We start from the raw sequence: 21,985 nt of genomic DNA on the forward strand, positions 1-21,985 counted from the left end.
TCTGCTTACGTTTGCCTGCGTACTCGGCATCAGCGAAAGACATTTGCTTCATCGGGGCTCAACCGTTCAGTTCGTGGGACAGGCGTATTTCACCAGATTTGGAAGTCCTTTTCAGAGTTTCCTTAAACATGGAAATTTGACTGCAACCCCTCCATTTTGCAATGAAGTCTCTGGTGGCGACCACGAATAAAATAACACCACCCCTCTACACGACCGATGCAAATCGAACGTATTCGGGACGCCGTTGAGATTGCAGTCAATTAGAATATTTACATGAGAACCGATGAAGATTCCGGGAACTTTTCAGTTCGACACATGTCTCTCGAAGTAATACCGCGACATGCTTTAATAGAACCGAAATCGCCCCGTCATCAGCACCCTTATTGCCCAGAATGGTTTTGCCGACCAAGAAGCAACCCGCCAGACCTGATCAGAACGAACAAGCCTCCCCGCGCGCCCTCCAACCCGCCACCCGACGAGGCAACAGTACTGCCGCCCAGTCACAGAACAGGCAACAGGCAACAGGCAACGCACCTCCTGCGCTTTCTCCGCCTTAACTCTGGAATTTTTTCCGAAAATAAAATAACATCCACCGCTTTTGAATGCATTGAACAACAGTCATACAAGACTTAGTTGAAAACCAAAGCATCTCCAACCATAAGTCATCCGGAGTCAGACTTGAACAGTTCCAGATATAAAAGCAAAAACATAATTGGCCCCGGCTGCAGGATATCGGAAGAAGCTACCCTCGTTGCCCCCGTACGGCTATACGGCGTAGTTGTGGTAGACAAGACTTCGACAATTGGTAAGTACACCTACATCGGAACAGGCTCATACGTACAACACACCCATATCGGCAACTATTGCTCGATAGCTCGAGACATTGAGATTGGTGCTAAAGCCCACCCACTGACCATGTTGTCATCGCACTCATTCCAGTACAACAACAACCATTTCGCCAATCAACCCGAATATCAAATAACCAAAGTAAAACAACCTCGCAAGAGGGACCATGTGACAGAAATCGGTAGTGATGTCTGGATCGGAACAAAATCCGTAATACGCGGAGGCGTCAAGATCGGTCATGGCGCAGTGATTGGCTCAAGCTCCGTCGTTACAAAAGACGTTCGACCTTACGCCATTGTCGCCGGAGCCCCCGCAAAAGAAATACGAATGCGCTTTGATGAGGACACGGTTTCGCGCCTGCTGGAGTCGCGCTGGTGGGAACTTGACCCTACCGACATGAACGGAGTCGACTTTAATGACATTGATGCCGCGCTCAACGAGATAGAGTCCCGCCGAGCCTTTTACAAGAAATTAATAAGCCAGTCACTGCTCACCACCCTCAAAAATTCGTCCACCAGCAAAAATGGCGTCATTTGGTTTGATATCGAAAAGTCATATGCAGAGCCAGAAATCCTGCGGGACTTTGACAGCGTGAACATTATCGAGTCAGGCTTCGGATCAGGAAATTTCAAGATTGAAAAGGCCTGGCATAACCCGGAAAAAAATCATTTCGCACTGAAAATCAATGGCGTCCCAAAAACCATTCCAGCAGGGACCGTGACCTTCACCTTCAAAAAAAACCCCGATCCCCAAGCTAAAAACTAACCCCAACACCCACGAAATGCAGTCACGCTACTGACTGCAATGACAAGCACCTGCCAAGTGCCATAAGCCAGCCCCTTAAATCACCAACCATGCACCACACAACCAAAGGGGCGAGGCATCTACTGCAACAGGGTCATCACCTCAGCGAGAGCGAGTTACCAGAGTCAGAGGCAAGCATGGAATCAAACTCGCTCAACACCTGAAGCAAAAAAAAGATCCCCATCAACCAAGAGAGAGATCCCGCGCTCAAGAAAAGATGAATTTTATCGCGCGACTTGCAATCACACCCCGAAAAGAAACACCGTCCTTCATCAAGCGAAAGCGGTACCGCCCTTTAACCTCATCGAGAGCCATTTCGTCGATTTCGTACACCCCCGGAAGCACTTTGGCCACCCCCCCCATAAACTCACGCTCAGCAGAAACCTCCAGCACCCAGGCCTTCCTGGCCAATCGATAGGATTCGGCACACTCATCACTGACCCCTTCTGGCAGATAAATCCAGCCGACCTTACTTGACACCCTGTTCAGGAGAATTTCTCCTTCGGGCCCGGCATAACCTTGACGCCCGGTTGGCCCGCCCGCCAAGCCATCAAACAAATCAAGCCAAAGCTTAACGATCGCTTGAGACGCGAACCTTTGCGCACTGAGCTTGCCTTTACTACCCATGGACGAAACCAGAGCACTATTACTGAGCAACAGATTGATTTTTTCAACAAACTCATCTTCGGTATCTACGATAAACCCATCCTCCCCATCAGCCACAATCTCCTGTGGCCCATAGTTGGTTCGCGTAGAGACCAGCGGAGTGCCATACCCCAATGACTCAGCAAAGCTGATACCAAAGCCTTCAGTAACCGACATGCCCAAACTGACACTGGCTCGCCTGAAGATGCGGGATACACTGGTTGCAAACCCCATCACCTGAATGGAGTCCTGCATACCGAGCTTGAGAATCAATGCCTTTATCTCTTCCTCCTGATCTCCCGACCCCCAGATCTCCAGGCGCGCATCAGGGTTTATCGCTACAACTTTGGCGAACGCACTGACCATCGACTTGATACGCTTGACACCGTGAAGCCGCGACACGATGACAGCTAGATTAGCCTCACGCAGAACCGGCTCTTCCTGCGATTCAAGCGTGATCAGGTTGCCGATCACTGAATATCGCCCTGACGGAAACTGCAGCTGCATGTCGTGAAGCTGTCCCCGGGTCAAAAGAACCAGCCGATCACAGTTAGAAATCCCCCTGATAACACCGTGGTATTTCGGTGCAATAGCACCACCGACGCGGTACGGCTTAAGCAAATGATTACTGTGCATCATCAGCACCCTGTAAATATCATCGCCCTCTATGCTGCACACCGCATCCGCAGCACCAATTGAATCGGCAACGATAAAACTGGGCAAACACTCGACCGACAGGCACTTCAACCAGTATGCGTGGGCCGAGTCGAGCGAATTGAACTTGAGCGGCCTTTTACCGGGCATGGAAATCAAAACCATCACGCCACCCGTCAAATGATTCTGGAATTCCTCTAAATATACATAGCCCTTGACCGTCATATATCGAACAACACTGATATTCGCGCCATTAATATGATCAATGCGCCGGACGACCTTAACTTGCAGATGTTCAATATTCGAATCATTACGCGCTGCAGCGCCTGCACTTATAACTTCCAGAGCCTTGCAGGCAAACCACTTATAAAAATTAACAACTTTAAGTGTTTCAGGAATACGGCCCTGCTCAACAAGGTTGCCGATGGTTGCGTCCAGCCGCTCATCAAAGTCAAGTACGGCTATCCGCGCACTCACTCCCGCCTCTGCCAGCGCAGCGGTTCTGCCCAGCGAAACACGCGTCACCCCCCCTCCCTGCTCCGCCAACTCATACAAGACAGATATTACTTGCCGCACAGCAACCCCCTTTTAACCAAAACCACCCAGACCATCCATATCTCTCTATGGCTAGAACTTTTCGCACCAAAAACACCCAGCACTTTATCAGGACGCACCAGAGGCGACCACTCTATCCACTTGGCACGATAGTACTCAAACGAAGTTAATGGACTGCCCCGCTCAACCCTATGTCGGGATGGAACAACTCTGATTAACACCTTCATATAACGCTACCTTGTATGCACCAACACAGCGCTCAACGACTGCAATTACAGTTGCACCAGGCACCACCCCATCTACCTCATACATATCTTGACACACGCAGGACACACCGATAAAATCCGCGGTTTGCCAACCCCACACCAAAACATCTTAGAAGCACCCAATGAATATCCCTGGATAATCATGTAGCGGCACTTAAACATCTAAATGATGGCATTGCAATATTACGGAGCGCGTGGATTTTGGAAAACACTTTGATATCGAAACTTGCCAATATTTCTCCGGAAGCCATTTTAATGGAGCCAGTGAAACTTTATGGCGCTGTCACTGTCAACGCGAAAGCTCTGATAGGCAAGTACACCTACATTGGCAACGGCGGCTATGTTGGCCGGGGCGTAACTATTGGTAATTTCTGCTCCATCGCACGCAATGCCGAAATCAGCCCCATCAACCACCCAACCGATTACCTGAGCTGCCACCCCTTCCAATACAACACCAATCACTTCACCGACTTTAAAGACTACTCGACTCATCAGCGAGTAAAGGGCCCCACTGCCAACCCGGCAGTGATTGGCCACGATGTCTGGATTGGTGCCGGAGTGATGATCTGCCAGGGCGTAACTGTCGGTACTGGCGCCGTCATTGCCGGCGGCGCAGTGGTCACAAAAGACGTACCACCTTATGCCATCGTGGGTGGCATTCCCGCTCAAGTCATCCGCTATCGCTTCGACGAAGCAACCATTGAACGGCTTCTGGCCAGCCAGTGGTGGGATCTTGAACCTAAAGACATGATTGACGTCGATTTCACTAACGTGTCAGAAGCACTCGACAAGATCAGCGCAATCAAGCTGCATATGGGTCTGAAAAACCGCAGCGTCCTCGCTGGCACAGTCTCCAACTCTGCAAGCGGTACAAGCTCTGGCATTGTCTGGCTCACCACGCCTACTGCCTATGCAGACATGAATGCCCTGGACCGCTTTACCTCGATTGAGGTGGTTTCGCACGAAGCCGGATCAGGCAGCGCCTCACCATTGGTTGCGCCAGGCGTTTATCAGATCCAGAACACATCATTCGATGCAAAGCGTGGCTGGTATCGTCTGACTTTCCTCGTGGATGGCAAGCCTTTCAAAGGAAAGCTGGCCCGCAAAAAATTCAGCTTTAAACTCGGCACGACTTATGCTCGTGGCAGCGCAGAATAAAACCCATATCCGAACCACAAGAGCCCCCGGTAGAATGGCGGGCTTTTGTAGATGCTGCATGCCGGACCTTTTAAAAAGTGAGTCGAGCGCAGGCGCCACAGAATCAACACCCGACACTGAAGATGCCTGCATCCTCGCTGAGAAACGACGATTCCAAAAAGCTGAGCTTTCAAGACCAAGGCCTACCCCCCCTTTCTACCCGCCCCATGCGACGCAACCGCTTACGCGATAAGGATATATATGAGAACTATCATCACCTTCGGTACCTTCGACGTGCTGCACATCGGTCACGTAAAAATCCTGCAGCGCGCTCGCGCCCAAGGTGACCGGCTTGTTGTGGGTATCTCTTCGGATGCGTTGAACTTCTCGAAAAAACAACGCAACCCGGTTTACCCTGAAGGCGAACGTCGCGACATCATCGCCTCGCTCGGATGTGTGGACGAGGTTTTCATTGAGGAGTCTCTTGAGCTCAAAGGCGAGTACATCAAAGAGTTTGGCGCTCACGCTCTGGTCATGGGCAATGACTGGGAAGGACGCTTCGATGAATTCAAATCCCTGTGCGAAGTTATCTACCTGCCGCGCACAGAAGGTATCTCCACTACCCAACTGATCGCAGAGATCAAAAAGTATGGGTAAGTCACCCAGAATTGGTTTCGTTGGGTGGAACCCGTTTCAATTTCTTCACATTCAGAAGCTGGCCAGCACCTTCCCTGGCGCATGCTTTGTGATTGAAAAGCGAATGGATTTCATCGCTGAATTCAGTGATGACATCCTGAAAAACCCCCACACCCCGATAATGGTGTGGGATCGCGCGCAAATGGCCACACTCGATGGAGTCTTCGACATCATCGTTTGCCAGACGCCTTTTTCACGCATCGAAGTGTTTGAAAAATCAAAAATAGCCATGATCCAGTATGGCTATGCCAAAGAGCCGCATAACTACGGCCCATGGCGTGCGTTCGCAGATCTGTGCCTGACTTACGGCCCTTATGCTTCAGAGCGTATCGATTATTTCAGCCCGACGGCTTCCGTTGGCAATCCTCGTTACGATGACTGGCATCTGGAGAGTTTTCATCAGGCCGCCAAATCAAAACACGCGGCGAAACTGAATCCGAACAAAAAAACAGTGCTGTATCTGCCAACCTGGGGCGATCTGTCCAGCGTTGACCAGTTCGTGACCTCTATTTACGACCTGGCGGATAACTACAATGTTTTGATGAAGATGCACCACAACACCGAACTGCTCGAAAGCGCGCGCAAAGACAAGATGGACATGGGTGCCATTTGCCATTTCGGGGCCAATGACGACCTGCTGGAGCTGCTGTCCATCTGCGATGTCGTCATATCCGATTACAGCGGCGCAATCTTTGACGCGATGTATTGCAAGAAACCCATCGCACTGCTGGATACCGACCTGTCCGACCAGATGGGCGGTAAAAAAATCGACGGCTACAGCCTGGAGTATTCGCGCCGGAGCGAGCTGGGCCTGACGATCAAAACACCCGAGGCGCTGGCAGCCGGCATCACAGAGCTGGCCGAAAACAGCGAACAATACGTCCAGCTGTATGAACCGCTGCGTAGCTCTCTCTTTACCGACACCAAGGACTCATTGAGCCTGGCCCGGGATGCGCTGATAAAACTGTGGAACGGCGAGTTCACACCTACTCAACCTCAATCCTACGTGCGCAAGGAATTGAAAGAGTTCTACAAAACCAAGCGAGAGCTGGCGATCGCCAAGAAAAAGAAGAGCGTGAAAAAATAATGATATCCATCCAGCGACACATCATTGTTAAGGCAATCTTCCTGCTTTCAAAAATGGGGGCTCATCGTGCCAGCCTGGCTTGCACAGACAGATTGCTCCGGCTGAATGTTTCCTTGAGTCAATTGCGCCAGGCGGTAGTCACGGCCAATCTGCATAACAACCAGGCATCGGCACTGCGCTACGCGAACAGCGCGATTGAAAAGTACCCGTCCAACTCGTTCGGCTACATTGAAAAAGCCAAGATTCTGGCCGGTCGCGGCGACGAAGAAGAAGCCGTCGAAACGCTGAAGCTAGCCCCCTCGTGCAGCCAGGTTTCCGAAATACTCGCGCTTTATCGCTCGCCCCTGTTTGCACAACAACCTAAAGAAACCTTTTCCAAACCCAAGCCACTGGTTTCCACCAGCGACCTGGAAAAGTCATTTCTGCTGGCCGGTAACGACGAATCGTGGCTCAACATCATTGCTACCCAGGCTCATCAGGCTATCAAGTCCGACCCACTGAACCTGACCAACTTCAGCATCCTGACGCGCGTATACAGCCAGCTGAATCAGCATGAAGCACTGATTGAAACGATCAACTCGTTTCCCGAACACGTGTCATCAACACTTAACTACCGCCTGATGCTTTCCAAAGCCTATCAAATGGCGCGCAATCAAGAAGCGGCACTTGATGTGCTGCTGGCGGCGCAAGTCAATTACCCCTCCGAACGCAAACTGCTGATGCGGATCAGCGACATGTTGCGTGACGATGCTCAGGTCGCCCGCGCCTATTCCTATCTTTGTGCGGCCCAAGCCTGTTATCCGGCCTATGGATCAGTCAAGCGCCTGTCCTTCGAGATTGATCACGCGCTGTACGATGATGCGCGCAACACATTACTGGGCATTCTGAGCTTTCCTCGCGAAACGCTGATGAAGTTCATGCCCATGATTAACCGCGCGACACCTTTCTTTCCTGATTTGTACGAAAGAACCCAGGCTGCGCGAAATCTGGCCCAGTCACTGCTCTCATCGGAAAAAGGCAAGAAAGGCATCAACCCGAATGAGCAGGTCAAGGTTGCAGTGAAGTGTCGCTGGCTCCACGAAGCACAGCAGATCATTGACCGGAACAAGAACGGCACCCAACCCGTTTCCGAGGAAAATCAGGCCTGGCTGGATGCCGTGATCCGGAATCTGGGTAAATCCCGAGTGCTTGCTGACATCGCCAATACCAACGAGGTGTCTCAGCATTTGTACGGTTGGAGCAATGGTTCGATCGTCGACATCGAACCCGACACCATGGATCTTTCGAAAGTCGTCGAAGTCTTTATTCCAACGGTCTTTTTCGCTGCCCCAAACGAAGAAAAACCAAGCTACGCGACTGTTCGCGAATTCCTGTCAAACGTGTACGGATACCTTCTGGCTCGTAAAGACCTGATTCTGGTACCACGCCACCAATGGAACTGGAGGAACTGTGATCCTCGAATTCCAGGCGCACGTATTGTCAGCTACCACACCAATGCCCCGCTGAACGCCGATCACCTGCACATCCAGGAAGTTCCGCTGGCAGGTCGATGCAGCATGGACCACCAGGGATTTGCGGGCTACTCCTCACTCGCCACGATCCATGCTCCGATTGAGCAATCGACTGCCGGTGTCGCAACAGAGGTGCTGGCGGCGAATGAAGAAGGGTTACGCGAAGCTTATATCCATCACAACGTCTCCAAATATGCGCAGAGCGCGGAGCGCATCACGTACACAGATGATTATGTTTTCGTAGCCCTGCAGATACCCACCGATACCGTTGCCGCCCTTGCCGCAATCACAGGCGCAGAATTGGTGCGTACTGTCGCCGAGTACTATGCCGGCACGACAACAAAAGTGCGGGTCAAGCGCCACCCGTATTGCAACAGCATGACGGTTCAAAAAACACTCGAAGCCCTTTCAAGCAGTGGAGCCATCGAGATGTCAAACGCCTCGGTCCACGACCTCATATCGGGCGCGAAAGCCGTATTTACCGTCAACTCCGGCGTTGGTCTGGAAGCGCTGCTGCATCGTCGGCCCGTTGTTGTCACAGGCGAATGTGATTACTCCTACGCCGTTGCTGCATACCCGCGCAGCATTGACGAATTGAAGACTCGCCTCAACAGCGAGCTCGTTTATGACGCGCAGCGTACCCAAAATCTTCTTCATCACTACGTTAATGCGTATTCGATGGCAGCCAATGACGAAGCCGGCATTCACAACAATCTCGCCCGCTGGTTAAACGGCTAAGCGCGATTTATGCCAGACCCGGTAGGGTTTTTTCATACCCGCGACGGGTGTCAGACACACGTGTTGTGATCTGACATCCGTACATTGCTTGACCTTTTTCATAATTTTCAAAATGGACTTGTAACCATGATCAAAATCACCCCTGCAATCGAATGCTCCAACAATGCCCCTTTCGTGCTGTTTGGCGGCATCAACGTTCTGGAATCCCGCGACCTGGCCATGCGCGCCTGTGAAGAATACGTGCGCGTGACCGACAAGCTGGGCATCCCGTATGTATTCAAGGCCAGTTTCGACAAGGCTAATCGCTCATCCATTCACTCGTACCGTGGCCCGGGCATGGAAGAAGGCCTGCGTATTTTCCAGGACGTCAAAGCGGCATTCGGCGTACCGGTCATCACCGACGTCCACGAAATTTATCAGTGTGCACCTGTCGCCGAAGTGGCAGATGTACTGCAATTGCCTGCGTTTTTGGCCCGCCAGACTGATCTGGTTGTCGCGCTGGCCAAGACTGGCAAGCCGGTCAACATCAAAAAGCCTCAGTTCCTGAGCCCGTCGCAGATGCAGAACATCGTGCACAAGTTCAAGGAAGCCGGGAACGACCAACTGATCCTGTGCGACCGTGGCACCTGCCTGGGTTACGACAACCTGGTCGTCGACATGCTCGGTTTTGGCGTGATGAAGCGCACATGCGACAACCTGCCGATCATTTTCGACGTGACCCACGCCCTGCAACAGCGCGATCCATCGGGTGCAGCGTCCGGCGGTCGTCGTGAGCAAGTGGTTGAACTGGCACGTGCAGGCATGGGCGTCGGCCTGGCCGGCCTGTTCCTGGAAGCTCACCCGAACCCGGATCAAGCCAAGTGCGATGGCCCAAGCGCCCTGCCGCTGGACCAACTGGAGCCGTTCCTGGCTCAGATCAAAGCACTGGATGATCTGGTCAAGTCGTTCCCAGCACTGAACATTGGTTAAACCGGCTTTCTGAAGCAAGGATTCTGAGCATGGCACGTACAGAACAACGGGTCGCGATTGTTATTCCGGCCCGCTACGGCTCGACTCGTTTGCCGGGTAAACCGCTCGCGGATATCTGCGGTAAACCAATGGTGCAGCATGTGTACGAACGCGCGCTGCAAGTGGCACACGCTGACATAGTTGTCGTGGCAACCGACGACGAGCGTGTGGCCCAAGCCGTAGAAGCGTTTGGCGGTCAATACATCATGACCTCTGCGGATCACCCGTCAGGCACCGACCGTCTGGCAGAAGTCATGGCGAAAGTTGACGCAGATATTTACATCAACCTGCAAGGCGACGAGCCGCTGGTTCGCCCGGCGGATATCGACGCCCTCGCTACAGGCATGCTGGCCGACGCACAGGTCAAGGTCGGTACGCTGTGCCATGTGATCGATGCTCACGAAGCCGCCAACCCCAACACCGTGAAAGTGGTGTTGGCCCACAACGGCAATGCACTCTACTTCAGCCGCTCGCCCATCCCGTACCCACGGGATGGCGAGGAAGCCAGTTACCTCAAGCATGTCGGCGTTTACGGTTATCGTCGCGACGTGTTGGCGGACTACACCGGCCTGCCGCAAGCGATGCTGGAAAACGCCGAAAAACTTGAGCAACTGCGGCTTTTGGCTGCTGGCGTGTGCATTCGGGCATATGTTGTCGAGCCAACCGGGCCGGGTGTTGATACACCCGAGTGCCTGGAGCAGGTACGCGCACTGATGAGCGGTAAAACACCGGCACCTCGCACTACGCTGAACGACATTCGCCTGGTGATTACCGACGTGGACGGCGTGCTGACCGATGGCGGCATTTACTACGACGCCACTGGCGAATGCCTGAAGCGTTTCCATGTGCGGGATGGCATGGGCATGCGTCTGCTGGAAGAGAATGGCGTGCGCGTAGCGGTGTTGTCCGGCCGTGACTCGCCCACGCTGCGCAAGCGCGTTGCGGATCTGGGCATTACCCTGTGTCAGTTCGGGGTGAAGGATAAACTGACTGCATGCAACCAGTTGATGGCCGAAGCCGGTGTCAGCGCTGCGAACACAGCGTGCATTGGTGACGACTGCATCGACCTGCCGGCTTTCGCAGCGTGCGCGCTGTCGTTTGCGGTCGCCGATGCTCCGGTGTACGTAAAGGCAGCTGCTACTCACGTACTCACGGCAGCTGGTGGCACGGGCGCTTTCCGCGAAGTGGCAGACAGCATTTTGTTTGCCCAGGGCAAGGACGCGGTATTGGGCACTGCGGCAGGTTATGCGCAGGTCATGGCCAAGATGGCGCAATAAGCTACAGCTAGTGTCTGAACAAAAACGGGGCCCTGGCAGGCCCCGTTTTTTTATTCAACAGCGCCAGGCAGTTATCCATGCCTGACGCAGCTACACATCAATCAGTCGAAAATTTCAACCACACCCACGATCTCATTGGCGTGATTGGTCACGGCCAGGGCGCGGATTTTTTTGTCGATCATGTAGGCTTCCGCTTCGGACAGCTGCGACTCTTCCCTGATCGTGTGCGGGTTACGTGTCATGAACTGGTCAACCGTGCTGCCAGTGACACCCTGGTTCTGCAGCAGTGCACGACGCAGGTCGCCGTCAGTAACGATGCCCACCAGCACACCCTGGTCCAGAACCACGGTCAGCCCCATGCGGCTTTCGGTCATGACCAGCAGGCAGTCGTGAAAACTGGTGGCCGGGGACACGATAGGTGCCGGGGAGTGCATCACATCGCTGACGCGAGTCAGCAATTTACGGCCCAGGCTGCCGCCCGGATGGTAGCGGGCGAAGTCCATCGGCTTGAATTGAATGGCTTCGATGATGGCGACGGCCAGTGCATCGCCCATGGCCATGGTGGCCAGGGTTGAAGTGGTCGGAGCCAGGTTGTTCGGACACACTTCGCGTTCGACGGAAATGTCGAGCCAGATGTCTGCATGCTTGGCCAGGGTCGACTTGCCATTCCCGGTCATGGCAATGATTTTGTTGCCAAAGGATTTCAGGCTCGGAATCAGCTTGATCAGCTCTTCGGTCTCACCGCTGTAGCTGATCAAGATCAGCACATCAATCGGCTTGAGCATGCCCAGGTCGCCGTGGAAAGCTTCAGCCGGATGCAGGAAGAAACTCGGGGTGCCAGTGGAGGCGAAGGTCGCGACCATTTTTTGACCGATCAGGCCAGACTTGCCCATGCCGCAGACCACTGTACGTCCTTTACAGCCGAGAAGCAGTTCGACAGCGCTCTGAAATTCACCATTGAGACGGTCAGCCATTTGGGTAACAGCTTGCGCCTGGGCGATGAGGGCTTCTTTTGCGATAGCGAGGTGATTCATCTTTTTGACTTTCGTCCTTGAAATGATGGAATTGGAGGGGCGGAGAATTTTAAGGGTTTTGTAACAATTAGCAAACTCACGATACATACGCCCGTTTAGTTTTGTTGATTGGAATTCTGTTCAGCCAAGAAAAATCGGCCTGACAAGTAAACTTTTCGTTGTACCTGAGTTCTCTATCACTCAGCATATTGCTACCAATACCGCAGTAAGTCGGACGTACGGCATTCGCCTAAGTTGAAACCATGAATTCGGATCTACACCCTCTGCAGGGTCGCAGAACACTTTACCGTTGGCAGCACGGTCAGTTGCAGGACCATTTACGTGCGCTATTGCCACAATGGCGAATACAGCCACTGACAATCGTTAGCCAGGATCTGGACTCCAATGCCTCTTTCGTCAACTACGTGCGCCACCATCAGATAACTGATCCCGGCACGGGTATGACCGTGGAACTGGTCGAAAAGTCCATTCGCAAGATGTTTTTTATTGGCAGCCAGGAAGCACGCTTTTATCGGCAGCGGGACATGCTCAATGCCAGCACGCAATTTCAATACCCGGCCTGCCTGGGAGTGATTGAAACGCCGTGGGAAAGCCTGATCTTTACTGAATTTGTGCGCGGCAAGCCGCCGCGCATGCCAAACATTGCACCGCAACTGGCCCTTGGCATTGCCGAACAGGAAGCACTGAGCCACGACTACCTGAGCCGCCAATCCGCACACAAGGCCCCCCTGCTCTGGAGCATGGACTTTTACCGCCCGTGGTTTCTGCTGCGTCCGCGGTTCAACTTTGCACGCTGCCTGCCCGAACTTGAGCGGCTCGGACAGAGCGATGAGCGCTTCAGCGGCCTGGCGGACAAATTCAAGCCCTTCACTCCGCTGCTGGCACGGCTGAGCAAGGCAGCGCGTCGTAGCCCCAAATGCATTAGCCACATGGATTACCTGCGCAAGAACCTGTTTGTCGACAAAGGCCAACTGCTGTTGATCGACTGGAGCGAGGTCAAGGTAGGACGCGTCGGTTTTGACGGCGGGGCCTACTTGAGTGCGCTGTTCCGACGAAAGGATATGCCGCTGTTCCTCAAAGCCCAGCAGCAGTTTATAGACACTTACCGCCAGGCACTGCCCGCGCATTTCAACCCCGATGATGCGCTACGCAACCTTCACTATATATTCCTGCTCAATGCTTTATTTCACTGCTTGCGCTCAGAAACCATCAGCGAGTACCAAGAGAAGAAACGCATGCCTTTGCTGCGACAAAAGTATGACTACCTGCTCGGACTACTGGATAAACAAGAGCAAATCGCCACCATACACCCTCTCTGATTTTAGGATTTTTCCTACATACAACTGATAAAAATCAGGCTACCCGACCTTGATTTGTATTAATATCCGCGCTTCATATTTTGTCGTCCAGCCCTGCTCGACGGCTTATCCCGCAAGATACTTCCAACGGATTTCTGTTTCACGCTTATGGATGAAGCTATTCCTCTACCGCGCTTGCTAGTCCTGTCCAAAGGTGCTCAGGGCATACCCACCCTACCCGCGCTGCTGCCCGATTACGTGCTGCGAAACGGCACTGTGGCCGACATTCGCAAAGCCGATTGCGTGATGGCCTGGGGACGCAAGCCGAGCGCAATCAAAGCTCTGGCAATAGCCTCGCGCGCCAATTTGCCGGTCGTTACCCTGGAAGACGGTTTTTTGCGCTCCATGGGGCTGGGCGCTGATGAGCCGCCGCTGTCGCTGATTGTTGATGACCTGGGTGTTTATTACGACGCCAGCGCGCCCTCGCGCCTGGAACAGTTGATCGCTACCCCGCTCAGCCCGGCCGAAGCCATACGCGCCAGAGCGCTGCAGCAGCTATGGCAACAACAGCGGGTGTCCAAATACAACGACGCACGCATCGAACACCCTGAACTGCCTGATGATTGCGTGCTGCTGGCGGATCAAACCTTTGGCGATGCATCACTGCAAGGTGCCGACCCGCAAGCGTTCAACGCAATGCTCGAGGCGGCGCTGGAGCGCTACCCCACCAGCACAGTGCTGCTCAAGGTTCACCCCGACGTGGTCGCGGGCCGCAAGCAAGGGCATTTTGATCTGGCGGCACTGGCAACCCACCCACGGGTGCAAGTACTGGCGAACCATGTTCATCCGGCCGAATTACTGCCGCGCATGCGGGCCGTATATGTGATGACTTCGCAACTGGGCTTCGATGCCCTGCTGTGGAATGTGCCCGTACATACCTGGGGCATGCCGTTTTATGCCGGCTGGGGACTGACACAGGATCGCTTGCCACCACCTTCACGCCGCCACCCGGTCAGCCTTGAGCAACTGGTGCATGCCAGCCTGGTGCGCTATGCACGCTACGTCAGCCCCGAAACCGGGCAGTCATGCACGCCTGAGGTGCTGATGCACTGGCTGGGTCTGCAGCGCCGCCATCGCAGTGTGTTGCCGGCCTCGGTGCAGATGCTGGGCTTCAGCCGTTGGAAAGAACCGCTGGTCATGTTGTTTTTCAAGGGCTCGGCCATTCAGTTCGTCAAACCCGAGCTGCCCTTTGACCCGCTTCTGTCTACGGTGTCCTGGGGCTGTAAGCACGACACTGAACTCACGGAACACCCACACCCGGTGAGCCGGGTTGAGGACGGTTTTCTACGCTCGGTCGGACTCGGCGCGGGCAAGACCAGGCCTCTGTCCTGGGTCGTGGACGACCTGGGTATCTATTACGACGCTACTCGCCCGTCGCGCCTGGAACGCATCTTGCTTGACGATCCCTTTGAAGATTCGTTGCAGATGCGGGCACAGGCCCTGCGCGAGGCTATTTGCCGTACAGGGGTGACCAAATACAACTTGCCCGGCGAGCCCTGGGTGCGACCTGCCGAAGCCAAACGGGTGATTCTGGTCACAGGGCAAGTGGAAGACGATGCATCGATCCGCTTTGGCGCCAACCGCATCCGCAGCAACCTGCAATTGCTGCAGACGGTTCGCGAACGCAATCCCGATGCCTGGATTTTGTACAAGCCACACCCTGAAGTACTGGCCGGTACCCGTGCCCGTGGCAGTGACGAAGCGCAAACGGTGGACTGGTGTGACGAAGTAATCGGCAACACGCCGCTGCAGCACCTGTTTGAAATAGTGGATGAGGTGCATGTCCTGACCTCCCAGTCCGGCTTTGAAGCCTTGCTCCGCGGAGTGCCTGTAACCACCTATGGCCAGCCGTTCTATGCCGGCTGGGGCTTGACCCGAGACGAAGACCTGCATCCGGGTGTACAAGCACGACGCACACGGACCCTGAATCTGGATCAACTGGTGGCGGGTACATTGTTGCTGTACCCCACCTACGTCAGCCGCATTACCGATTGCTTTACCACCGCCGAGCAGACTCTTCACGAACTACAACACTGGCGCGCGTCACCGCAGCCTGGAGCAACTACCAAATGGCAGGATTTGATACAGCGCTTGAACAGTTTTTTGGGCAAAATGCGCCTGAGAAACTGAAGGCGCGCGTTCCAAATCCTTTGGTTGGTCCTGATTCTCGCAGTTTTCTGTTTCTACAAGGCGTCAGCTCTCCGTTCTTTGCGCGTCTGAACAAAACGTTGCGCGATAATGGCCAACAGGTGCAATGCGTCAATTTCAATGTGGGCGACGTGCTGTACAGCCCTGGCGCCCGTACATTTTGTCTGGCCCATGCAGCGGAGCTGGAGTCGTTTTACAGGCAAACATTTCACAGCCTTGGCGTCACCGACCTGGTGCTGTTCGGTGACTGTCGCCCCGTGCATCTCCCCGCCATCGCACTGGCGCGCAGCGCGGGCATCAGGGTTCATGTGTTCAAGGAGGGTTATTTCCGCCCCTACTGGGTCACCCTGGAACGCGGCGGGGTCAACAACCACTCGCAACTGCCCAGCGACCCGGACTGGTACCGGGAAGTCGGCAAGTTCGTTCCGCGCTACGACAACGGTACTGCGTTCAAGCAGTCGTTTGCAGCCCGCGCCACCCACGACGTGCTGTATCACTGCGGCGGCGCGCTGAATAAATTGTTCTTTCCGAACTACCGTACCCATGCCCCCTTCACGGCTGCCACCGAGTACGCAGGGTATATACGCCGTGGCGCGCGCCTGCTGCTCGCCGGGGCCCGCGATGACGCCGTGGTGGAAGAAGTGGCCCGCGAGCGCAACCCGACGTTCCTGCTCCCCCTGCAACTGGACAGTGATACACAGATCAAGGATCACTCCCCTTTCAACAACATGTCCGAAGTGATCGACCATGTGCTGGCTTCGTTTGCCGCCCATGCGCCAGGGGATGCACGGTTGGTGGTCAAGGACCATCCGCTGACACCGGGGCTGGTGAACTATCAACGCATCACCAAAACCCTAGCCAAACACTATGACGTGGCCGACCGGGTGGACTTTCTCGACAGCGGGCATATGCCCACGCTGTTGTCGCATATTGCCGGGCTGATCACGATCAACAGCACGGCCGGCGCTTCGGCACTGTTGCACCAGCGACCGACTTTCGTCCTGGCCAACCCGATTTACGCCCTGCCCGGCCTGACGCAACCCGGAAAACTTGAAGATTTCTGGACCCATCCGGTCAAGCCGGACATGACCCTGTTTCATCATTTCCGCAATACGGTGATCCACACCACGCAGATCAATGGCGGTTTTTACTCGCGCAGTGGTATCGACATGGCCGTAAACAAATGCCTGGACGTGCTGATGGCAAAAACATCGAGAATCGAAAACTTCCTATGACCCAACGTTCTACCCCCCGCTGTATTTTCATCACTGGCGCTACTGGCGGCATCGGCGGCGCACTGGCTCCGGCCTATGCCGCACCAGGGGTGACCCTGATCCTGCAAGGCCGTCGCCTGGACCGTCTGGAAGAAATGGCCGCTGAATGCCGCGCTCTCGGCGCCCGTGTATTGCTTGAGCCGATTGACGTGCGTGAACTCGATGAATTGCGCGCCATGGTTCGCCGCATCAGTGACGCCGAGCAACCCGATCTGGTGGTGGTCGGTGCCGGAATCAATATCGATATCGGTGCTCAGGGCCAAGGCGAGCAATGGGATGAAACCCGCGCCTTGCTGGAAATCAACGTGATGGCTGCTTTCGCCACGGTGGAAGCCGCCTTGCCCGCAATGCGCGCCCGTGGCCATGGGCAGATTGCGCTGTTCAGCTCCCTGGCCGGGTGGCGCGGCTTGCCGGTGACGCCCAGCTACAGCGCGAGCAAAGCTGCGATCCGCGTGTATGGCGAAGCCATTCGCGACTGGCTGGCTCCGGAGGGCGTGAAAATCAATGTGATAGTGCCCGGTTATGTCGAGTCGAAAATGTGTTTTGAAATGCCCGGGCCCAAGCCGTTTCTATGGAGCGCTGAAAAAGCGGCCAATCGTATCAAGCGCGGTCTGGCGGCAAATCAGGCGCGTATCAGCTTCCCCTTTCCGCTGAACCTTGGCACCTGGCTGCTGGGGGTGATTCCACAGCGCCTTTCTTCGTTTATCTTGCGCGGTCTGAATTACAGTGAGTGAGTTTTCCATCCTGCACATCAGTATTGTCGGCCTGCTGCTGACCATTGTTCTCGAACGCCTGCTGATTCCGCGACCCGCCCTGCGCCGCCCCTTGAGTTGCTGGTTGCTGCACACCGGTGTCTGGTGCGTAAGCCTGGCGGTGCTATACGCTTTGACCGCGCGCCCGTTGTTCAGCGCAATCAATGTGGTACTGGGGTGGTTGTTGATCGTGATGGTCAGCAACGCCAAGTACCACTCGCTGCGCGAGCCATTCGTGTGTGCCGATTTCGAATACTTCAGCGACGCCGTACGCTTCCCGCGCCTGTACCTGCCATTTTTCGGCATCGGTAAAGCCGCGCTGCTGGCAACCGGTTTTATCGCCTACCTCTGGGCAGGGCTGACCTTCGAGCCGCAAGTGGCCGGGGGCCGGCTGGATGCGCTATGGCTGGGGCTGGGCGGATTGATCCTGCTGAAACTGGGCCATCGCTCCAGCGTACCGAGCTTTGATGCCAACGCCGATATTCAGCGCTGGGGGCTGGTGGCCTGCCTGTGGCGCTATTTTTGGGCCGCCCGTAAACCGGTTGATCCGGCAGCGCTGGCCTCACCGTTCAATCAGGGCGATATCGCAGCGCCTGCCGCGCCATTACCCGACCTGGTATCGGTGCAGAGCGAGTCTTTTTTTGATGTGCGTGAACTGTGGTCCGGCGTCAAGCCTCAGGTATTGACCGAGTACGATCGCCTCACGCAAGAAGCTCTGGCGCGGGGCAAGCTGCAGGTTGCCGCGTGGGGGGCCAATACCGTACGCACCGAGTTCGCTTACCTCACGGGTATACCCGGCGAACGCCTGGGGGTTCACCGCTTTAATCCGTACCGTGTGCTGGCGCGCAAGGGCTTGCCGAGTCTGGCCAGCCACCTCAAGACACAGGGCTATCGCACGGTGTGCATTCACCCGTTCCATGGCAGTTTTTATGGACGCAACAAGGTGTTGCCCGCGCTGGGTTTCGACGAATTCATCGACATACAAAGCTTTGATGAGTCACAGAAAGCCGGGCCGTTTATTGGCGATTGCGCCGTGGCGGACAAGATCCGCGAACTGCTGCAAGACCCGACCCGCACACAACCCCTGTTCATCCACGCCGTGACCATGGAAAACCATGGGCCGCTGCACCTTGAACAGGTTGAAGCGGCGCAGTTGCCGACCTGGTTTGACCAGCCACTGCTGCAAGGCATGGATGATCTCGCCCCCTACTTGCGCCATATCGCCAATGCCGACCTGATGCTCGGCAAGCTGCGCACGACCCTCCTGGAACAACCCAACGAAGCACTGCTGTGTTTCTTTGGCGATCATGTGCCGATCCTCCCCGATGTCTATCAAGCCATTGGCGAACCCGTGGGCGACACCGACTACCTGATATGGTCCAACCGCCGCCCGCTCAACGTCACCCCAAGCCCGCTGCAGGTCGACAGGCTGGCCTGTCATTTACTGGCCTGCGCTGCTCAAACACCCTCCACCCGCGGAGCCGCGTGAGGCATGGTCCCCATCGTGCAGGGTTCGAGCCTGACGCCGGACCTGCTCACCGATCCCGGGCTGTCACGCCTGGTGACAGAAGGTCGGGGCTCCCTGGCCTTCATCATCGGTAATGCCGACTGCCGCCAACGCCTGCTTGGCGCCAGCATTCATTGGGACCGCATACTGCTGGCCTTTGAAGATGGACAAGCGGTGGGCTATGCCGCACTCAAGTATCAGATGCGCGGGCCGTTTGCGTTGCGCGTCAAACCTTTTGTTCGCGAATTTGGCTGGCTCAGCGGCACACTGCGGTTCGCCGCGTTCTGCCTGAGCGAGTGCCGCGAATGGCGCTACCCGTTCCTGCTGTATGGCTTGCGGGTCAGCAGGTCGGCACGCAATCACGGCATCGCCAGCGCGCTGCTGCAGGCGTGCAGCAAACATGCCGCGACCCAAGGGTTCAGGGCTGTTTATCTGGAAGTACCGCTGGCCAATGACCGCGCTCGCCACCTGTACCTGCAAAACGGCTTTAGCCTGCTGCGCAAGCGCTGGCTACCATGGCCGCCCGTGCGCACCATGCGCCGTTATGTGGAGACTCAGCCGTGAACGGTCTGGACACCCCCTTCATGCCTTTGCAACCGTTGGTTGAAGGGCCCGGCTGGATCGGCATCATGTCGCAATGGGTGGCGTGGAAGGTCCTGCATTTACCGCAATTTCTCGGCCCGGAAGGGGAGCCTTTCTGGCTCTGGCAGCGCGGGCAACGTGCGCCCAAAGGCCTGAAAGCTATCGCCGGCATCGGCTATAAACAATCATCGGCTCATGCGCGGGTGCTGTGCCAGCGCTGGGGCCTGACCTACATCGCACTGGAAGACGGCTTTCTGCGCTCTTCGTCACTGGGTATCGAAGGCGACACACCGATGTCGATGGTGGTCGACCCGGTGGGCATCCACTACCTGGCAGATCGCCCTTCCCTGCTGGAAAACATTCTTCAGTCCCCCGACAGCCTTCGCCCTGACGAACTGCAAAGCGCCCGCCAGTTGATCGAATTGATGCGCCGTACCGGCATCGGCAAATACAACAACGCACCCGACCTCGACCCCGCCGATCCGCTGGGTCGCGAGCGGCCATTGATATTGGTCGTGGATCAAACCGCCGGTGATTACTCGATCCCGGGCGGCGGTCTGTGCGAAGCCGATTATGTACGCATGCTTGACGTGGCCATTAGCGAAAACCCGGACGCCGAAGTCCGCGTACGCATTCACCCGGACTGTATTGGCGGGCAAAAGCCCAGTTGCCTGCTCGCCGCAGCAACCGCAAGGGGCGTAGCGCTGGAGAGTCGGCCCGTGTCCTGGGCTTCATTGGCACGGCGTGCGCGCCGGGTGTACATCGGCACCAGTCAGGCCGGGCTTGAAGCCTTGATTCAAGGTGTACCCGTGACCTGCTTCGGCCTGCCTTTTTATGCGGGCTGGGGCCTGACGGACGACCGCATGCCAATCCCGCGGCGTCGGGCACGACCAGATCTGGTGCAACTGGTGGCAGCCGCTTACATACGCTACAGCCGCTATGTCGATCCACTCACCAGCCTGCCGACCGATGCCCTGACCATTGCCCGTCAGCTGGCGCGGCAAAAAGCACAGGATGCCGAGTTTGCCGGGAACATCACGGTGCTCGGGATCAAACGGCATAAACAGCACAACCTGCGGCGTTTTTTCAGTAGCCGCTGGGGTCAGTTGAAGTTCAGCGCAGACAGCCCGATGCTGCTGGCAGAAGTGGCCGCCCAGAGCGGCACCTTGCTGGTATGGGCGGCCCGCGAACCGGCCAGCCTCAAGGCCCGGGCGCAGGCCTCGAACGTACCGGTGTTGCGCATCGAAGATGGTTTTCTGCGTTCCAACGGGTTGGGCTCGCTCAACGCCCCGGCGCTGTCACTGGTACTCGACCGCAGCGGCATTCATTACGATGCCAGCGCGCCTTCCGACCTCGAAACCCTGCTCGAACAGGGTGCTTTTGACCCCGCTACGCTGGCTGAAGCCGCCCGTTTGCGCGAACGGATCGTGGCGCTGGGCGTCAGCAAGTTCAACCTTAAAAGCAACGCCGATCACCTGGTACGGGCACGTCCGGGCCAGCGCCGGATTCTGGTACCCGGCCAAGTGCAGGACGATGCCTCATTGCGCTGCAGTGTCACCCACCTGCACGACAACCTGGCGCTGCTCAGGCATGTGCGCAGCAACGCTCCGAATGCCTGGATCGTGTACAAGCCGCACCCGGATGTCGAAGCGGGCAAGCGTCAGGGCAACCTGAGCGAAATGCTCTTGCACGAACTGGCGGATCAGGTGTTGCCCGGTGCCGACATCGCTCAGCTTTATGCCCAGGTCGATGAAGTGCATACCATCAGTTCCACGGCCGGCTTCGAAGCCTTGCTGCGACATTTGACCGTAGTGACCTACGGCACCCCGTTTTATGCCGGTTGGGGGCTGACCCAGGACTCGCAGCCCTTGACCCGCCGAACCCGGCGCCTGAGCCTGGATGAGTTGGTCGCCGGCGCCCTGTTGCGCTATGCGCGCTACGCGGACCCGCACACAGCTTTGCCCTGCGATGCGTGGCATGCCCTGGCATGCCTGTCGAACCCTTCCCCGCCACGCCTGAGACTTCAGCCGCGTGTTCGGGCACTGCTCAATTACACCCGGACCATGCTCGGATTCCCCCGTGCAGTGGTTCCGCTAAAGGATTAGT

At 55.9% G+C, this 21,985-nt stretch carries 17 protein-coding genes; 15 read left to right on the top strand and 2 right to left on the bottom strand.

Annotation, left to right across the window (positions count from 1 at the left end; translation table 11 throughout):
* Both EQV90_RS20435 and EQV90_RS20440 read left to right on the top strand, forming a co-directional pair.
* Nucleotides 1-190: hypothetical protein (locus EQV90_RS20435; protein ID WP_240878592.1), on the top strand; the 190-nt coding region annotated here is incomplete at its 5' end.
* 488 nt (nucleotides 191-678) lie between these two features.
* A complete protein-coding gene (locus EQV90_RS20440; RefSeq protein WP_158525125.1) occupies nucleotides 679-1,611 on the top strand; it encodes a CatB-related O-acetyltransferase in 933 nt (310 codons plus the stop codon).
* Between the two features lie 246 nt (nucleotides 1,612-1,857).
* Here EQV90_RS20440 and EQV90_RS21745 read toward each other — a convergent pair whose 3' ends face one another.
* A complete protein-coding gene (locus EQV90_RS21745; protein WP_148666178.1) occupies nucleotides 1,858-3,474 on the bottom strand; it encodes a glycosyltransferase in 1,617 nt (538 codons plus the stop codon).
* Nucleotides 3,475-3,971: 497 nt separating this feature from the next.
* Between EQV90_RS21745 and EQV90_RS21735 the strand changes: the two genes are divergently transcribed.
* From EQV90_RS21735 to kdsB, 6 genes are all read left to right on the top strand, one after another.
* Nucleotides 3,972-4,928 (top strand): CatB-related O-acetyltransferase, encoded by a 957-nt coding sequence (locus tag EQV90_RS21735; RefSeq protein WP_100917169.1) that lies wholly within the window; start codon nucleotides 3,972-3,974, stop codon nucleotides 4,926-4,928.
* A gap of 240 nt (nucleotides 4,929-5,168) precedes the next feature.
* A complete protein-coding gene (locus EQV90_RS20460; protein WP_003446016.1) occupies nucleotides 5,169-5,564 on the top strand; it encodes a pantoate--beta-alanine ligase in 396 nt (131 codons plus the stop codon).
* A 103-nt stretch (nucleotides 5,565-5,667) separates the two neighbouring features.
* Nucleotides 5,668-6,690, top strand: a complete 1,023-nt coding sequence (locus EQV90_RS20465; RefSeq protein ID WP_238143931.1) for a CDP-glycerol glycerophosphotransferase family protein — start codon at nucleotides 5,668-5,670, stop codon at nucleotides 6,688-6,690.
* A complete protein-coding gene (locus tag EQV90_RS20470) occupies nucleotides 6,690-8,939 on the top strand; it encodes a capsule biosynthesis protein (RefSeq protein ID WP_240878593.1) in 2,250 nt (749 codons plus the stop codon). The genes EQV90_RS20465 and EQV90_RS20470 overlap by 1 nt, the downstream gene beginning before the upstream one ends.
* Before the next feature lie 126 nt (nucleotides 8,940-9,065).
* On the top strand, nucleotides 9,066-9,908 hold the full coding sequence (kdsA, locus tag EQV90_RS20475; protein WP_003446021.1) for a 3-deoxy-8-phosphooctulonate synthase: 843 nt from the start codon (nucleotides 9,066-9,068) through the stop codon (nucleotides 9,906-9,908).
* Nucleotides 9,909-9,937: 29 nt separating this feature from the next.
* Entirely contained in the window at nucleotides 9,938-11,224 is a 1,287-nt protein-coding gene (gene kdsB / locus EQV90_RS20480; protein WP_240878594.1) for a 3-deoxy-manno-octulosonate cytidylyltransferase, read from the top strand.
* Nucleotides 11,225-11,325: 101 nt separating this feature from the next.
* Here kdsB and EQV90_RS20485 read toward each other — a convergent pair whose 3' ends face one another.
* Nucleotides 11,326-12,258, bottom strand: a complete 933-nt coding sequence (locus EQV90_RS20485) for a KpsF/GutQ family sugar-phosphate isomerase (RefSeq protein ID WP_003446027.1) — start codon at nucleotides 12,256-12,258, stop codon at nucleotides 11,326-11,328.
* Nucleotides 12,259-12,500: 242 nt separating this feature from the next.
* Here EQV90_RS20485 and EQV90_RS20490 point away from each other — a divergent pair, with 242 nt between their 5' ends.
* From EQV90_RS20490 to EQV90_RS20520, 7 genes are all read left to right on the top strand, one after another.
* Nucleotides 12,501-13,577: a phosphotransferase gene (locus EQV90_RS20490; protein WP_235972470.1), complete on the top strand. Its 1,077-nt coding sequence runs from the start codon at nucleotides 12,501-12,503 to the stop codon at nucleotides 13,575-13,577.
* Between the two features lie 147 nt (nucleotides 13,578-13,724).
* Nucleotides 13,725-15,746 carry a capsular polysaccharide biosynthesis protein gene (locus tag EQV90_RS20495; protein WP_240878595.1) on the top strand — a complete coding sequence of 674 codons (2,022 nt, stop codon included), beginning with the start codon at nucleotides 13,725-13,727 and terminating at the stop codon, nucleotides 15,744-15,746.
* Complete coding sequence (locus EQV90_RS20500) at nucleotides 15,686-16,999, top strand: capsular biosynthesis protein (protein WP_346769543.1); 1,314 nt, start codon at nucleotides 15,686-15,688, stop codon at nucleotides 16,997-16,999. The genes EQV90_RS20495 and EQV90_RS20500 overlap by 61 nt, the downstream gene beginning before the upstream one ends.
* Nucleotides 16,996-17,772 (top strand): SDR family NAD(P)-dependent oxidoreductase, encoded by a 777-nt coding sequence (locus EQV90_RS20505; protein WP_010657305.1) that lies wholly within the window; start codon nucleotides 16,996-16,998, stop codon nucleotides 17,770-17,772. Before EQV90_RS20500 ends, EQV90_RS20505 begins: the two co-directional genes overlap by 4 nt.
* The gene (locus tag EQV90_RS20510) at nucleotides 17,765-19,279 is read left to right on the top strand and encodes an LTA synthase family protein (RefSeq protein ID WP_235972472.1); all 1,515 of its coding nucleotides are present in this window, start codon (nucleotides 17,765-17,767) and stop codon (nucleotides 19,277-19,279) included. Before EQV90_RS20505 ends, EQV90_RS20510 begins: the two co-directional genes overlap by 8 nt.
* Nucleotides 19,280-19,282: 3 nt before the next feature.
* Nucleotides 19,283-19,861 (top strand): GNAT family N-acetyltransferase, encoded by a 579-nt coding sequence (locus EQV90_RS20515; RefSeq protein WP_240878597.1) that lies wholly within the window; start codon nucleotides 19,283-19,285, stop codon nucleotides 19,859-19,861.
* Nucleotides 19,858-21,984 carry a capsular polysaccharide biosynthesis protein gene (locus EQV90_RS20520; protein ID WP_240878598.1) on the top strand — a complete coding sequence of 709 codons (2,127 nt, stop codon included), beginning with the start codon at nucleotides 19,858-19,860 and terminating at the stop codon, nucleotides 21,982-21,984. The genes EQV90_RS20515 and EQV90_RS20520 overlap by 4 nt, the downstream gene beginning before the upstream one ends.
* Nucleotide 21,985: the final 1 nt, after the last annotated feature.

Origin of the sequence: Pseudomonas sp. TMW22089, from assembly GCF_022496645.1 — a bacterium.
Taxonomy (GTDB): Bacteria; Pseudomonadota; Gammaproteobacteria; order Pseudomonadales; family Pseudomonadaceae; genus Aquipseudomonas; species Aquipseudomonas paraversuta.